12 protein-coding genes are annotated in these 14744 nt (G+C 75.7%); 7 read left to right on the forward strand and 5 right to left on the reverse strand.

The annotated features are described in order from the left end of the window. The first annotated feature begins 259 nt into the window (after positions 1-259). The gene (locus tag RMN57_RS27505; protein WP_313765976.1) at positions 260-1900 is read left to right on the forward strand and encodes an APC family permease; all 1641 of its coding nucleotides are present in this window, start codon (positions 260-262) and stop codon (positions 1898-1900) included. Positions 1901-2002: 102 nt separating this feature from the next. Here the strand turns inward: RMN57_RS27505 and RMN57_RS27510 are convergent, their stop codons facing one another. Then, positions 2003-3097, reverse strand: coding sequence for an aminotransferase class V-fold PLP-dependent enzyme (locus RMN57_RS27510; RefSeq protein ID WP_313765977.1), 1095 nt, complete (start codon positions 3095-3097; stop codon positions 2003-2005). Positions 3098-3192: 95 nt separating this feature from the next. Between RMN57_RS27510 and RMN57_RS27515 the strand changes: the two genes are divergently transcribed. The 4 genes from RMN57_RS27515 to glnII all read left to right on the forward strand — a co-directional run bounded on the left by RMN57_RS27515 (position 3193) and on the right by glnII (position 7628). Continuing rightward, positions 3193-4284 (forward strand): amidohydrolase family protein, encoded by a 1092-nt coding sequence (locus tag RMN57_RS27515; protein WP_313765978.1) that lies wholly within the window; start codon positions 3193-3195, stop codon positions 4282-4284. A 178-nt stretch (positions 4285-4462) separates the two neighbouring features. Beyond that, positions 4463-5140, forward strand: coding sequence for a uracil-DNA glycosylase (locus tag RMN57_RS27520; RefSeq protein WP_313765979.1), 678 nt, complete (start codon positions 4463-4465; stop codon positions 5138-5140). Positions 5141-5367: 227 nt separating this feature from the next. Then, positions 5368-6438 carry a hypothetical protein gene (locus RMN57_RS27525; protein WP_313765980.1) on the forward strand — a complete coding sequence of 357 codons (1071 nt, stop codon included), beginning with the start codon at positions 5368-5370 and terminating at the stop codon, positions 6436-6438. 167 nt (positions 6439-6605) lie between these two features. Beyond that, positions 6606-7628, forward strand: coding sequence for a glutamine synthetase GlnII (gene glnII / locus RMN57_RS27530; RefSeq protein ID WP_313765981.1), 1023 nt, complete (start codon positions 6606-6608; stop codon positions 7626-7628). A gap of 144 nt (positions 7629-7772) precedes the next feature. On the opposite strand, the gene RMN57_RS27535 is transcribed toward glnII, so the two are convergent. Next, positions 7773-8510: a glucose 1-dehydrogenase gene (locus RMN57_RS27535; RefSeq protein WP_313765982.1), complete on the reverse strand. Its 738-nt coding sequence runs from the start codon at positions 8508-8510 to the stop codon at positions 7773-7775. Between the two features lie 348 nt (positions 8511-8858). On the opposite strand from RMN57_RS27535, the gene RMN57_RS27540 reads away from it, so the two are divergent. Next, a complete protein-coding gene (locus RMN57_RS27540) occupies positions 8859-9956 on the forward strand; it encodes an LLM class flavin-dependent oxidoreductase (RefSeq protein ID WP_313765983.1) in 1098 nt (365 codons plus the stop codon). Between the two features lie 22 nt (positions 9957-9978). Here RMN57_RS27540 and RMN57_RS27545 read toward each other — a convergent pair whose 3' ends face one another. Continuing rightward, a complete protein-coding gene (locus RMN57_RS27545) occupies positions 9979-11970 on the reverse strand; it encodes a serine/threonine-protein kinase (protein WP_313765984.1) in 1992 nt (663 codons plus the stop codon). Between the two features lie 184 nt (positions 11971-12154). On the opposite strand from RMN57_RS27545, the gene RMN57_RS27550 reads away from it, so the two are divergent. Beyond that, positions 12155-12712, forward strand: coding sequence for a hypothetical protein (locus tag RMN57_RS27550; RefSeq protein ID WP_313765985.1), 558 nt, complete (start codon positions 12155-12157; stop codon positions 12710-12712). 9 nt (positions 12713-12721) lie between these two features. Here the strand turns inward: RMN57_RS27550 and cobC are convergent, their stop codons facing one another. Together cobC and RMN57_RS27560 are read right to left on the reverse strand one after the other, a co-directional pair. Then, positions 12722-13819, reverse strand: coding sequence for an Rv2231c family pyridoxal phosphate-dependent protein CobC (gene cobC / locus RMN57_RS27555; RefSeq protein ID WP_313765986.1), 1098 nt, complete (start codon positions 13817-13819; stop codon positions 12722-12724). After that, entirely contained in the window at positions 13816-14526 is a 711-nt protein-coding gene (locus RMN57_RS27560; protein ID WP_313765987.1) for a cobalamin biosynthesis protein, read from the reverse strand. Before RMN57_RS27560 ends, cobC begins: the two co-directional genes overlap by 4 nt. Between the last annotated feature and the right edge of the window lie 218 nt (positions 14527-14744).

Below are 14744 nucleotides of genomic sequence, written 5' to 3' on the forward strand. Positions count from 1 at the left end.
GTGCCGCGCAGGTGAACGCCGGGGGAACTGTGCCGGGAGGTGCCGGCACGGAGCCGCGGCGCCGGGAGGCCGTGACTCCGGGGAGCGGTGACTCCGGGAAGCCGTGACTCCTCGGGGCCGGGCCGTCCCGGCGGCTCCGCGGCCGGGTGTGGCGGCCGTTCGGGTGAGGCGGGTGGGTCGCGGCGCGTTTCGGCGCGGGGCGGCGCCGGTGCTTTGGCACTGTCGGGGTGGATTCCCCTGATCTGAGAGGCGGCTGGGCATGGCTCATCCCACGACTGACACCCCGGCTGCTGCGGGGCACACCGGGCTGAAACGCGAAGTCGGGATGATCGGGCTGCTCTGGGCCTCGGTCGGCGCGATCATCGGGTCCGGATGGCTGTTCGGGGCGGAGAAGGCGGCGGTGGCGGCGGGGCCGGCGGCGCTGATCTCGTGGGGCGTCGGCGCGGTGGCGATCATCCTGCTGGCGCTGGTCCACGCCGAGCTGGGCGGCCTCTTCCCGGTGGCGGGCGGGACGGCCCGGTACCCGCACTACGCGTTCGGCGGGTTCGCGGGGATGTCGTTCGGCTGGTTCACCTGGCTGCAGGCGGCGACCATCGCGCCGATCGAGGTGCAGGCGATGATCAACTACGCCCAGCACTGGACCTGGGCGGACGGTCTGCTGAACCCGAACCAGACGCTGACCACCGGGGGCTTCTTCGTCGCCGCCGCCCTGCTCGGCATCTTCGTGGCGATCAACTTCCTGGGCGTCCGGCTCCTCGCGCACACCAACAGCGTGGCCACGGTGTGGAAGGTCTTCGTCCCGATCCTGGTCATCTTCGTCTTCGGGATCACGGAGTTCCACGGCTCCAACTTCAGCGCCCACGGGTTCGCGCCGGAGGGCTCCAAGGGCGTGCTCGCGGCGATCAGCACCAGCGGGGTGATCTTCGCCCTGCTCGGGTTCGAGCAGGCGATCCAGTGGGCCGGCGAGAGCCGCAACCCCCGCCGGGACATCCCGCGGGCCGTCCTCGGGTCGGTGGTGATCGGCACGCTGATCTACGTGCTGCTCCAGGTGGTGTTCATCGCCGCCCTGCCGCCGGAGACCCTCGCGGGCGGCTGGGGCGCCCTCGACTACCCCGGCATCAGCGGGCCGTTCGCGGGCCTCTCGACGCTGATCGGCCTCGGCTGGCTGGCCACCGTCCTGCGCATCGACGCGATCATCTCGCCCGCCGGTACCGGCCTGGTCTACATGACCTCCAGTTCGCGGGTCACCTACGGCCTGAGCCGCAACGGCTACGCGCCGCAGACCCTGCAGTTCACCGACAAGCGGTCGGTCCCCTGGCTCGGCCTGATCGTCGCGTGGGTCGCGGGTGTGCTCTGCTTCCTGCCGTTCCCGAGCTGGCAGCGGCTGGTCGGCTTCATCACCTCGGCCGTCGTGCTGATGTACGCCGGTGCGCCGCTGGCCTTCGGCGTGCTGCGCAAGCGGCTGCCGGCCCTGGAACGGTCGTACCACCTGCCCGCCGGCACGATCATCTCGCCGATCGCCTTCGCGGTCGCGAGCCTGGTCATCTTCTGGGCCGGCTGGGACACGCTGTGGCGGCTGGGCCTGGCGATCCTGATCGGCTACCTCCTGCTCGGCGGGTACTCCGCCTACGCGGCGGCGAAGGGGGTGCCGAACGCGCCCCGGATGGACTTCAAGGCGGGCCAGTGGCTGCCGCCCTACCTGATCGGCATGGGCCTGATCTCCTGGCAGGGCACCTTCGGCGAGGGCTCCCAGGGCAACCTGCCGCTCTGGTGGGACATCCTCGTCGTGGTCGTGTTCTCCCTGGGCGTCTACTACTGGGCCCTGGCGGTCGCCCTGCCGGTGGAGGAGATCGAACGCAACATCCGCGGCGTCGAGGTGGTGGAGGCCGGCGGGCACTGAGCCCGGTCCGGACCCTGGGCGTGTCGCCCGGACCACGCCCCGGCCGCCGGACCCGGAGCGGCCCCCGTACGCAACGGGGGCCGCTCGGCGTTTCCGGGCCCGCTACCCCGCGGCGGCCGCGGTCCAGGCGGCGTCGGCCGCCGCCAGCGCCGGTGCGGCGTCCGCGCCGGTCGCCGTGGCCAGGGCGGTGAGGAAGCCGCGTACGGTGCCCGGGTCGGCCGCCGGGCCGTAGTGGTTGACCCGGAGCATCCCGGTGGCCAGCGCCCCGCCGCCGGGCTGGACGGGCAGCGCCGGGTCGAGGCGGAGCAGCTCGGCGGCGAGGGCGCCGGCGTCCACGCCGGCCGGGGTGCGCAGCGTGGTGGCGACCGGGGCGGCGTGGGCGTCCTCGGGAACGAACGGGGTGAGCGTGCCGAGGGCGCGGACGCCGGCCCGGGTGGCGGCCGAGGCGGCGCGGTGGCGGGCGATCACGGCCGGGAGGCCGTCGGCACCGATCCGGTCCAGGCAGGCGCCGAGCGCGAGCATCTCCAACTGGGCGGGGGCGTGCGGCAGCACGGTGCGCCCGGCGTCCGTCCAGCGCTCCTTCCAGTCCAGCAGGGACAGGTACGAGCGGCGCGGCGCGGCCGGGTTGGCGGCGATCCGCTCCCACGCGCGCTCGGAGACCGAGACGGCGGAGACCCCGGCCGGGCCGCCCATCGCCTTCTGCCCGCCGATCACGCACAGGTCGATGCCCCAGGCGTCGGTGAGCAGCGGCTCGGCGGCCACCGAGGCGACGGCGTCCACCATCAGCAGCGCACCGTGCGCGCGGACCACGGCCGCGACCTCGGCGACCGGGTTGGTGTTGCCGGTGGCGGCCTCGGCGTGGACCAGGGAGACGAAGTCGATCGCCGGGTGCTCCCGCAGGGCGGCCTCGACCTGCGCGGCGGTGACCGCGCTGTCGAACGGCACCGCCAGGTCGACCACCTCGGCCCCGCAGGAGCGCAGCCAGTTCCCGAAGGTCTGGCCGTAGGGGCCGGTGACGATGTTCAGCGCGGTGGAGCCCGGGTGCGCGGCGCCGCGGATCGCGGCCTCCAGCGGCAGCAGCGCCTCGCCCTGGGTGACGATGACGTCGGCGGTGGTGTGCAGCAGGGCGGCCACCTGGTCCTCGATCGCCGCGAACTCGGCGGCGCTGAGCGGGGGCAGGTCGAGGTAGGGGGTCACGCGCCGGCCTTTCGGAGGTGGGTCGTTCGGGCGGGAATGAGTCTGCCGCACTTCCGGGGGTCCCACGGAACCGGCCGCTCGGTAGAGTGCGGGCCATGAGCGATGGTGCGGTGCTGCACGTCCGGGGCCGGGTACTGGTCGGCCCGGAGGACGTCCGGGACGAACTCTGGGTGGTGGACGGGCGGGTGACCTTCGACCGCCCGGCCGGGGCGGCCGACGTCCGGACCGTGACCGGCTGGGTGCTGCCCGGGCTGGTGGACGCGCACTGCCACGTCGGCCTGGACGCGCACGGTGCCGTCGACGCCGCCACCAGCGAGAAGCAGGCGGTCACCGACCGCGACGCCGGCACGCTGCTGATCCGCGACGCCGGCTCGGCGGCCGACACCCGGTGGGTCGACGAGCGCGAGGACCTGCCCCGGATCATCCGGGCCGGCCGGCACATCGCCCGCACCCGCCGCTACATCCGCAACTACGCGCACGAGATCGAGCCGGGCGACCTCGCCGCCTACGTCCGGGCCGAGGCCCGGCGCGGCGACGGCTGGGTGAAGCTGGTCGGCGACTGGATCGACCGCGACCGCGGCGACCTCGCCGCCTGCTGGCCCGGCGACGCGCTGGCCGAGGCGATCGCGGCGGCGCACGAGGAGGGCGCGCGGGTGACCGCGCACTGCTTCGCCGCCGAGTCGCTGCCGGACCTGCTGGCGGCCGGCATCGACTGCATCGAGCACGCCACCGGGCTGACCGAGGAGCTGATCCCGGTCTTCGCCGAGCGCGGCGTCGCGATCGTGCCGACCCTGGTCAACATCGCCACCTTCCCGCAGCTGGCGGACGGCGGCGAGGCCAAGTTCCCGGCCTGGTCCGCCCACATGCGCCGGCTGCACGAGCGCCGCTACGACACCGTGGGCGCCGCGCACGAGGCGGGCATCCCGGTGTTCGTCGGGACGGACGCGGGCGGCTCGCTCGCGCACGGCCTGGTCGCGGACGAGGTGGCCGAGCTGGTGAAGGCCGGCCTCACACCGGCCGAGGCGCTCTCGGCGGCCAGCTGGGGCGCGCGCCGGTGGCTCGGGCGACCGGGCCTGGAGGAGGGCGCGCCGGCCGACTTCGTGGTCTACGACGAGGACCCGCGGGCGGACGTCCGGGTGCTCGCGGACCCGCGGCTGGTGGTGCTGCGCGGGCGGCCGGTGGCGTGACCGCCGCGGCGGCGCGGTTCCGGGGCCGTGCTCCGGGGCCGGGTTCCGGGGCCGCCGATGCGGCGCCGCGGCGGTGGGCTGCGGCGGTGGCGCTGCCGGGGTGACGCCACCGGGGTGGTGCTGCCGCGGTGATCATCCGGTGAACGGCCTGTCGGCGTAGGCCGATAGGGTGGCGGCCATGGCACCGCGTCCACTGAACGAGATCGTCGAGCCCGGCTGGGCCACCGCGCTGGAGCCGGTCGCCGGGCGGGTGGCCGCCATGGGCGACTTCCTCCGCGCCGAGCTGGCCGCCGGCCGCACCTACCTGCCGTCCGGGCCGAACGTCCTGCGCGCCTTCCAGCAGCCCCTCGCCGACGTGCGGGTGCTGATCGTCGGGCAGGACCCGTACCCGACGCCCGGCCACGCGGTGGGGCTCAGCTTCTCGGTCGCGCCGGAGGTGCGGCCGATCCCGGCCAGCCTGATCAACATCTTCCAGGAGTACGGCACCGACCTCGGCCTGCCGCAGCCGTCCAACGGGGATCTCACCCCGTGGACGCAGCAGGGCGTCCTGCTGCTCAACCGCGCGCTGACCACCGCGCCGCGCAAGCCGGCCGCCCACCGCGGCAAGGGCTGGGAGGAGGTCACCGAGCAGGCGATCCGGGCCCTGGTGGCGCGCGGCGGCCCGCTGGTGGCGATCCTCTGGGGGCGCGACGCCCGCAACCTGCGCCCCCTGCTGGGCGAGGTGCCGGCGATCGAGTCCGCACACCCGAGCCCGTACTCCGCGAACGGCGGCTTCTTCGGCTCGCGGCCGTTCAGCCGGGCCAATGAGCTGCTGGTTCGGCAGGGCGCCCAGCCCGTGGACTGGCGGCTGCCGTAGGGCCCGCCCCAGGGGCGGCGCGGCGGATCCGCCCGAACCGGCGGTGCGGCAGCGTCGGGCGTCAACCTCACCCGAACGAGTGAAATGACGCTCCGTGTGACTCATGTGACGGGCTGTTCGAGAAGACTGGCGGCTCGTCGTACGGAGCGCCAGCCCCTTGCCCCGCCCTGCGGGTGATGTCGGAGGAGGCGCGCTCTACCGAGATCACCACCCGTGGGGGTACCGCCATGTCGTCGTCCGTCCGTTCCGCCGCCGTCGTCGCGGCCGCCACCGCCGCGGTGTCGGCGCTGATAGCCGTCCCGTCCGCGCACGCCACCGGGCCGTCGCAGGCCCCGGCCACCCCGGCCGCCGCGAGCGCCCCGGCTGCGGCGCAGGGCGGGAAGGCGCGCGCCGTCACCGCCGAACTCGACCTGGACGTCAGCCTGTTGAACAAGACGGTGGACGTGCCGGTGAACATCGCGCTCAACAAGGTCGAGACCCCGGCGCAGCGGTCGGGGGCCGCCCAGCCGGAGGCCGGCGGCGCGGTGCTCACGGCCAAGGTCGACGGCGTCGACCAGCAGGGGCCGGTCACCCTGGTCAAGGCGGACGTCGGCCGGTCCGTCGTGAAGGCCGACGCCGCCGGTGCCTCGGCCTCCGTCAAGCTGGTCAACGCCGACCTGCACGCGCCCGGCCTGCCGGCGACCACGCTGCTCGGCCTGGAGTCGCTCAGCGCCTCGGCCACCTGCCCGGTCGACGGGCAGCCCGCCGCCGACGTCGTCGCGCCCGCGCGGCTGACCGTCCTCGGCAAGCCGGTCACCCTCAGCCTCTACGGGCCGACCAAGGTGGACGTGCCGCTGGTCGGCGGCGTCTCGGTGGAGTTCTCCAAGCGGACCACCACCTCCACCACGGCCGCCGCCTCCGCGCTGGAGGTGCAGATCGAGGTCAACCCGCTCAACCTCAACGTCGCCAAGGTCACCGGGAAGATCACCGTCGCCTCGGTGAGCTGCGAGAAGCCCACCGGGCCGGCGTCGCCGACCACCGCGGCCACCCCCTCGGCGGCCGGCACCGCGCCCGCCACCGGCGCCCCCGCCGTCCAGCCCGCCGGCGACACCACGGCGGGCCCCACCGCCCCGGCCATCCCGGCCACCCCGGCCGCGCGGGCCGCCACCGGGAGCCCGTCGGGTGGGGGCAGTCTCGCCGCCACCGGGGGCAGCGCCGTCGCTGGCCCGCTCGCCGCCGGGGCCGCGGGCCTCCTCGTGGCCGGCGGTCTCGCCCTCCGGGCCAGCCGCCGCCGCGCGGGGCACGCCCGGCGGCACTGAGCCGCGGGACGGGACGTGCGGGAGTGCCACCACCGGCACTCCCGCACAGTGACCGTGCCAATGCGGACGGTTGGTTCACGTGCGCGTTACATGAGAGGAACAACCGGGAAACGGCGGCTTGCAACGCTACGCGGGCACCCACCACCCAGTTTGCGAGGTACACCGCCGTGGCAATCAAGGCCGAGTACATCTGGATCGACGGCACCAAGCCGACCGCCAAGCTCCGTTCCAAGACTCGCGTCCTGGCCAACGCGGACAAGATCCCGACCTGGGGCTTCGACGGTTCCTCCACCAACCAGGCCGAGGGCCACGCGTCGGACCGCGTGCTGGAGCCGGTCAAGGTCGTGAAGGACCCGATCCGCGGCGGTGACAACATCCTGGTCCTCTGCGAGGTCCTGGAGACGAACGGTACCGCGCACGAGTCCAACACCCGCGCCCTGCTGCGCGAGGTCGCCGAGAAGTACGCGGCGCAGGAGTCGATCTTCGGTATCGAGCAGGAGTACACCTTCTTCAAGGGCTCCCGCCCGCTCGGCTTCCCGGAGGGCGGCTACCCGGCCCCGCAGGGCGGCTACTACTGCGGTGTCGGCGCCGAGGAGGTCTTCGGCCGCGAGATCGTCGAGCTGCACCTGGACCGCTGCATCGACGCCGGCCTGGCCATCTGCGGCATCAACGCCGAGGTCATGCCCGGCCAGTGGGAGTTCCAGATCGGCCCGGTCGACGCGCTGACCGTCTCGGACGACCTGTGGATCGCCCGCTACCTGCTCTACCGCACCGCCGAGGAGTTCGGCATCGACGCCACCCTGGACGCCAAGCCGGCCCGTGGCGACTGGAACGGCGCGGGTGCGCACACCAACTTCTCCACCAAGGCGATGCGCGAGGGCTACGACGCCATCATCACCGCCTGCGAGTCGCTCGGCGCCTCCCAGGAGATCGTCCTGGAGCACGTCAACCAGTACGGTGACGACATCCAGTCCCGCCTGACCGGCAAGCACGAGACCGCCCCGTGGAACGTCTACAGCTACGGCGTCTCCAACCGCGGTGCTTCGGTCCGCATCCCGTGGCAGGTCGAGGTGGAGCAGAAGGGCTACATCGAGGACCGTCGCCCGAACGCGAACGTCGACCCCTACGTCGTCACCCGCCTGCTGATCAACACCTGCTGCGAGGCCCTGGAGAAGGCCGGCCAGGTCTGATCCGCCCCTCCGCCGTACGGCCGTCGGCCCTTCCCCGCCCGGGGGAGGGCCGACGGCCGTTTCCGGACGGAGCCGTTCCCGGGTCGGCCCGCGGCGCGGCGGCCCGCCCGTCAGGCCAGCCCGCCGGTCAGACCGGCCCGCCCGTCAGGCCAGCCCGCCCGTGGCCCGGATGTTCTGCCCGGTGATCCACCGGCCGTCCGGCCCGACCAGGAACGCCACGACGTCGGCCACGTCCTCCGGCCGCCCCAGCCGGCGCAGCGGCGTCAGGCCGGCCACCGCCTCCAGCGCCTGGGGCGGATTGGTCCCGCGCAGCAGCTCGGTGTCGGTCGCCCCGGGCGAGACGGTGTTCACCGTGATGCCGCGCGGCCCGAGCTCCTGCGCCGCGACGGCGGTCAGCTGTTCGATCGCGCCCTTGCTCGCGACGTACGGGGCGCTGCCCGGGACGGGCCGGACGGTGTTGACGGTGGAGACGTTCACGATCCGGCCGCCGTCGCGCATCGACCGGGCCGCGTGGCGCACGGTCAGGAAGACCGACCGTGCGTTGACCGCCAGCACGCGGTCGAACTCGGCGGGATCGGTCTCGGCGATCGGGGCCGGGCTGAAGGACGTGGCGGCGTTGTTCACCAGGATGTCCAGCCCGCCGAGGAGGCGTTCCGCCTCCGCCATCAGCCGCTCGGGCCCGTCCGGCCCGGCGAGGTCCAGCCGCAGCGCGTGCACCGTCCCGCCCTCCGCCCGCACCGACCGGACGACGTCGGCCGCGGCGTCTACCGCGGTGGCGAAGTTGAAGACCACCTCGGCCCCGTCGCGGCAGAGGCGCTCGACGATCGCCCGGCCGATGCCGCGCGACCCCCCGGTGACGACGGCGGCCCTGCCCTGCAACACGGTCCCTCCCACGGGTGTGCGGCGAACGGTTCTTGAACCGGCTGCCCCGAACGTACCGGAACGCGCCCCGGGGGGACCCGAACGCGCCTGAAGGCGCCCGAAGGCACCTGGCGCGTCCGAACGCACCCGGGCGTGCCCCGGCGGGGCCGGCGGGACCCGACGGCGCCCTTGATCGGCGCCGGGGCGGCGGCGGACAATGGCGCGCATGACCGCTCCCGCCCGCGTTCTCCTGGTGCGACGCCTCCACGTCGACCTGGTGCGGGTGTGCGCGGCCGGCTGTCGCGGGTGACGTCCCTCCGTTCCCTCCCCTCCCGTCCCGCAACCGCCCGGCACCTGGAGCGCACCCGCATGTCCCTGACCTTCCACTGGTTCCTGCCCACCAACGGCGACAGCCGCCACATCGTCGGCGGCGGCCACGGCTCGACCCCCGGCACGGCCGGCTCGGACCGGCCGCCGAGCATCGCCTACCTGGGCCAGATCGCCCGCAGCGCCGAGCAGTTGGGCTTCGAGGGGGTGCTCACTCCGACCGGGGCGTGGTGCGAGGACGCGTGGCTGACCACCGCGATGCTCACCCAGGTCACCGAGCGGCTGAAGTACCTGGTGGCCTTCCGTCCGGGGCAGATCGGCCCGACGCTGGCCGCCCAGATGGCCACGACGTACCAGCGGCAGTCCGGCGGGCGGCTGCTGCTCAACGTGGTGACCGGCGGTGAGTCGGCGGAGCAGCGGGCCTACGGCGACTTCCTGGACAAGGACGCGCGGTACGCCCGGACCGACGAGTTCCTCGCCATCACCCGGCGGCTCTGGGCGGGGGAGACCGTCGACCACGAGGGCCCCCACCTGCGGGTCGAGCGGGCGGCGCTGACCCGGCTGCCGGAGCCGGCGCCGCCGGTCTACTTCGGCGGTTCGTCCCCGGCGGCCGGCGAGGTCGCCGCCCGCCACGCCGACGTCTACCTCACCTGGGGCGAACCGCCCGCGCTGGTACGGGAGAAGCTCGCCTGGGTGCGCGAACTCGCCGCCGCCCGGGGTCGGGTGGTGCGGTTCGGCATCCGGCTGCACGTGATCACCCGGGACACCTCCGCCCAGGCCTGGGCGGAGACCGAGCGGCTGCTCGCCGGGATGGACCCGGCGCGGGTCCGGGCGACCCAGCGGGCGCTGGCCGAGAGCGAGTCGGTCGGGCAGCGCCGGATGCTCGCCCTGCACGGCGGCTCGGCCGAGCGCCTGGAGGTCCACCCGGGGCTCTGGGCCGGGATCGGCCTGCTGCGCGGCGGCGCGGGGACGGCGCTGGTGGGCAGCCACCGGGAGGTGGCCGACCTGATCACCGAGTATCACGAGCTGGGCATCGACGAGTTCGTCCTCTCCGGGATCCCGCACCTGGAGGAGGCCTACTGGTTCGGCGAGGGCGTCCTTCCGCTGCTCGCCGCCCGCCACCTCTGGCGCCGGCCGTGACCGGCGCCGGGCCCGGCACGCATCAGGGGATGCGGAACTCCTGGGACTTGTTGCCGGGGGTGCAGGTGACCATGGTGGCCTGCCTGCCGGCGCCGTTGTCGGTCAGGCAGCTCTGCCCCATGTAGTCCTTGAGTGCGAACGCGCCGGGCGTACTGGCGGCGGCCACCGTCCAGTTGTTCAGCACGCTGAAGCCGCCGGAGAGGGACACCCGCCCGTCCGTCTCCTGGACGAGTGCCGGTCCGCTCAGGTTGCACGGGTAGATCTGGTACCAGCCGCCGGGGTTCGGGTCCGAGCGCACCCAGCCGTAGGCCGTCGTCCCGCCCATCACGACCGCCTGGCCGCCGACCGGGCTGTCCTTGGACAGGCCGAGCTTGAGGCCGGACGCCACGCTGACGATCGAGCCCCACTTGCTGCCGCCGCAGCCCGCCGGCACGGACGGCTGCTGGGGTGCCGTGGTGGCCGGCGGGGGCTGGGGCGCGGAGGTGGCGGCGGGCGGGGCCTGGGTGGCGGCCGGCGGCGGGACGGCGCCACCGCCGTTGGTGCCCCCGCCACCGGTCGCGCTGCCGCTCCCGCTGCCGCCGTTCCCGCCGCCGCCGGCCGCTCCGCCGGTGCGTGGCGGTGTGCCCTGGCCGCCCGCGGCCGCGCCGCCACCGCCGGCGGCCCCACCGGCCACGGCGCCGCCGCCCGGGTTCGGGACGGTGCCCGGCTGGTTGCCCGCGGCCGGTGCGGGCTGCGTCCCGGGAGCGGGGGTGGTCGTCTCCGGCGCCGGGGTCCCGGTGGGCGGCGGCGTGCTCGGGGGCGGGGTGGTCGGGGAGCCGGTGGCCGGCGGCGTGCCGCCGGTGGTCGCGGGCGCGGTCACCACGACCGGCGGCTGCCCGTTCGGGGTCTCGGCGTTGGACGAGAAGGGGGCGCGGTCGATGAGCAGGACGGTCGCGGTGGTCGCCGTGATGACGACTGGCAGGACGACGGGGACGAGGAAGCCGTGCCGTCTGCGGCGGGTGCCGGGTTCGGTCGCGTCGCGGTCCTTGACCTGGCCGACCTCGCCGGCGGCGCCGCCGGCGGGCGCGTCGGGCGTGGGCGCAGCGGCGGCGGGTGCAGGGGCTCCGCCGGTCGCCGCCTTTGCGGCCCCGCCCGCGGCTGCGCCACCCGCGGCGCCGTCCGCCCCGGCCGCCGCCGGCCCCGGCTCCGCGCCGATCGCGGCCCGCGCCGCGGCCGCCATCGCCGCGGCGTCCGCGAACCGCTCCTCCGGCTGCTTGGCCAGCGCTCTGGCGACCACCTCCCGCACCGCCGCCGGGAAGGCCGCCGGCAGCTCCGGCACCGGCTCGCGGAGGTGCTTGAGCGCGACCTCCAACACCGACTCTCCGACGAACGGCGGCTTCCCGGTGAGCAGTTCGTAGGCGACGACGCCGATCGAGTAGAGGTCCGAGGCCGGGGCGACGGACTTCCCCTCGGCCTGCTCGGGGGCCATGTACAGGGCCGTCCCGATCACCGCGTGGGAGGCGGTGAGCTTGGTGCTCGCGACCGCCCGCGCGATGCCGAAGTCGGTCACCGTCACCTGGCCGTCCGGGCGCAGCATCAGGTTGGACGGCTTGACGTCGCGGTGCACGATGTCCTGCCGGTGGGCGGCGGCCAGGGCGTCCAGCGCGGTGGCGAGCAGCCCGAGCGCACGCTCCGGCTCCATCGGCCCGCCCTCGGCGAGCACCTTGTCCAGCGGCCGCCCTTCGACCAGCTCCATGACGATGTAGGCGGTCCGCTCCTCGCCGTCGCCGCCGCTCTCGCCGTAGTCGTGGACGTCCACGATGCCGGGGTGCTTGAGCCCCGCGAGCAGCTGGGCCTCGCGCCGGAAGCGCTGGACGAAGGTGCCGTCCTCGACCAGGCCCGGATGCAGGATCTTCACCGCGACCCGGCGCGCCAGCACCCGGTCGTCGGCGCGCCAGACGGAGCCCATGCCTCCGCCGCCGATCCGCTCGGTCAGTGTGTAGCGACCCCCCAGCTCGGTACCCCGGCTGCTCATGCCCTGCCCCCATGTCATGCCCCGGCCCGGACCGGGCCCCCGTCGGTCGCACAGTGTGCCAGAGAGGTTCACACCTCCGGCCATGCTACGGACAGCGTCAGACGGTCCGTCAGGGGGCCGCCGGTACCGGCCGGGTGCGAAATCGGCTGGCCGCGGGGCGCGTTGCGCGCCATGATGCGCGGCTATGACGCAGCCGCTGCTCCTGCTCGATGTCGACGGACCGCTGAACCCGTACGCCGCCAAGCCGCACCGCCGGCCGGACGGCTACCGCACGCACCGGGTGAAGCCGGCCTCCTGGGTGGCCCGCTTCCCGCGCCGGCCCGCCGAACACGTGCGCCCGCTGCGGCTCTGGATCAACCCGGACCACGGTCCCCAGCTGCTCTCCCTGCCCTTCGAGCTCGTCTGGGCCACGACCTGGATGGACGAGGCCAACACCTGGATCGGACCGCTGCTCGGCCTGCCCCGGCTGCCCTGGATCGCCTGGCCCGAGCTGCACCGGGAGGACCCGGACGGCCTGCACTGGAAGACCCGCCATCTGGTCGCCCGGGCCGCCGGGCGCCCGTTCGTCTGGGTGGACGACGAGTTGGGGCCGCAGGACACGGAGTGGATCGCGGCCCACCACCCGGGCGATGCGGCCACCTTCCGGATCGACCCGCGGGTCGGCCTGCGGGAGGACGACTTCGCGACGCTGCGCGCGTGGGCGGCCTCCCTGGACGAGCCGGACGAGCCGGACGAGCCCTGACGGCGCCGGTCAGGAGGCCGCTGTGCCGGGGGCCGCGCCCGGGAGCGAACCGCGTGCTTCGCCCAGGACCGCGTCGAGCGCGGTCAGGAAGCGGTCGGTCGTCCCCTCGTCCCGGACGGCGATCCGCAGCCAGTCGCCGCCCAGCCCGGGGAAGGTGTCCCCCCGGCGGACGGCGAAGCCGTGCGCGCGCAGCCGGGTGCGGACGGCGGCGGCGTCCGGCAGCTCGATCAGCACGAACGAGGCGGCCGGCTCGCCGTGCACGCGGACGGACGGGAAGGCGGCGAGGCCCTTCAGCAGGTGGTCGCGGTGCTCCGTCAGGAGGCGGGCCGCCGCCTCGGCCTCGGCGAGCGCGGCCGGTGTGCTGCAGGCCTCGGCGGCGGCCAGGGCGGGGGTGGAGACCGGCCAGAGCGGCTGGGCGGCGCCGAGCGCGGCGATCAGCGGGGCCGGGCCGAGCACGTAGCCGATCCGCAGGCCGGCCAGCCCCCAGGTCTTGGTGAGGCTGCGGAGCACGACCACCTGGCCGGGCAGGTCCCGGACGGCGGCGAGGGACTCGGTCTCGCCCGGCACGGTGTCCATGAAGGCCTCGTCCACCACCAGCGTGCGGCCGGGGCGGGCGAGGGCGGCGACGGCCGCGGCCGGGTGCAGGACGGAGGTCGGGTTGGTCGGGTTGCCGAGCACCACGAGGTCGGCCTCGTCGGGCACGGCGCCGAGCCGGAAGCCGTCCGACGGGGAGAGCAGCACCCGGTGCACCTCGTGCCCGGCGTCCCGCAGTGCCGCCTCGGGCTCGGTGAACTGCGGGTGCACCACGGCGACATGGCGCGCCGCCAGCACGCGTGCCAGCAGGACGAACGCCTCCGCGGCGCCCGCGGTGAGCAGCACCTCCGCGGCCGGGCGCCGGTGCCGGGCGGCGACGGCGGCGCGCGCGGCCGTCCCGTCGGGGTAGGCGGCGAGGTCGCCGAGCGTGGCCGCGAGCCGGTCGCGCAGCCACTGCGGGGGCGTGCCGGTGCGGACGTTGACGGCGAGGTCGACCAGGCCGGACCCGTCGGCGCGGACCTCGGCGTCCCCGTGATGGCGCAGGTCGGGCTCAGTGGGGGAGGCGGGGGTCACGGGAGGTCTCCTACGGGGTGTGCGGGTGCGGGTGCGGGGTGCACGGGCCGGGGTTCGGACCGCGCCGGCCCGGACGCCGGGGCGTGGGCAGGGCCGCCCGGCACCCGGACGACCGCCACCGTCGCGGCGGCCGACTTGCGCTTGGGGACGAGGAGTTCGCCGCCGGGCGCGCTCGCCAGCGCCGCCGCCTCGGCGACGCTGGCCGACCCGACCGCGTCGGCGACGGCGGCGGACGGATGGGGGACGGCGACGCCCGCCAGCACCTCGGCCGCGTGCTCGTCGACGTCCGCCCCCAGCCGGGCGGCCGCCTGCCGGACGGCGGGGTGTCCGGCCTTGCCGGCCAGGGTGGCGAGCCGGACCACGGACGTGCTGGGCAGCCCGGCCTCGGCCAGCGCCCGCCGGATCAGCGCGAGCACCTCCGGGGGTGCGGTGGAACGCCGCAGGCCCACGCCGACGACCAGCCCGCCCGGCCGGGGGTCCACCGCGCCGCCGGCCTCCACGCCGCCGCCGGCCCCTTCGCCCCGGCCGACCGGCGCGTCCGGGCGCGCCGTGGCGTACGGGCCGGCTCCGGCGTCCGGACGCTCCGCGGCGGATGCGCGGGCATCCGGCTCGTCCACGCCGGGAACGTCCACGCCGGGAACGTCCACGCCCGGCCCGTCCACGCCGGGAACGTCCACGCCCGGCCCGTCCACGCCCGGCCCGTCCATGCCGGGAACGTCCACGCCCGGAACGCCGCCCGAACCCCTCACGCCCTCACGCCCCGCTCACGTCCCTGCTCCTGCGCGTCACCCGCCCGACACCTCCGCGGCAGCCGGCGCCGGTCGTCGGCCGTCCGCGGCGGCCGAAACCCGTCGGCGTGCCGGAGCGCCGAGGCCCCCGGCGGCCGGTACCGGGCCGGTCGGAGCCCCCGGAATCCCACCACGGC

This window comes from Kitasatospora sp. CM 4170 (genome assembly GCF_032110285.1).
Classification (GTDB): domain Bacteria; phylum Actinomycetota; class Actinomycetes; order Streptomycetales; family Streptomycetaceae; genus Kitasatospora; species Kitasatospora aburaviensis.

Coding starts and splice junctions, on each gene's coding strand:
- RMN57_RS27505 (WP_313765976.1), top strand. CDS start 260: ATGGCTCATCCCACGACTGACACCCCGGCTGCTGCGGGGCACACCGGG.
- RMN57_RS27515 (WP_313765978.1), top strand. CDS start 3,193: ATGAGCGATGGTGCGGTGCTGCACGTCCGGGGCCGGGTACTGGTCGGC.
- RMN57_RS27520 (WP_313765979.1), top strand. CDS start 4,463: ATGGCACCGCGTCCACTGAACGAGATCGTCGAGCCCGGCTGGGCCACC.
- RMN57_RS27525 (WP_313765980.1), top strand. CDS start 5,368: ATGTCGTCGTCCGTCCGTTCCGCCGCCGTCGTCGCGGCCGCCACCGCC.
- RMN57_RS27540 (WP_313765983.1), top strand. CDS start 8,859: ATGTCCCTGACCTTCCACTGGTTCCTGCCCACCAACGGCGACAGCCGC.
- RMN57_RS27545 (WP_313765984.1), bottom strand. CDS start 11,970: ATGAGCAGCCGGGGTACCGAGCTGGGGGGTCGCTACACACTGACCGAG.
- RMN57_RS27550 (WP_313765985.1), top strand. CDS start 12,155: ATGACGCAGCCGCTGCTCCTGCTCGATGTCGACGGACCGCTGAACCCG.
- RMN57_RS27560 (WP_313765987.1), bottom strand. CDS start 14,526: ATGGACGGGCCGGGCGTGGACGGGCCGGGCGTGGACGTTCCCGGCGTG.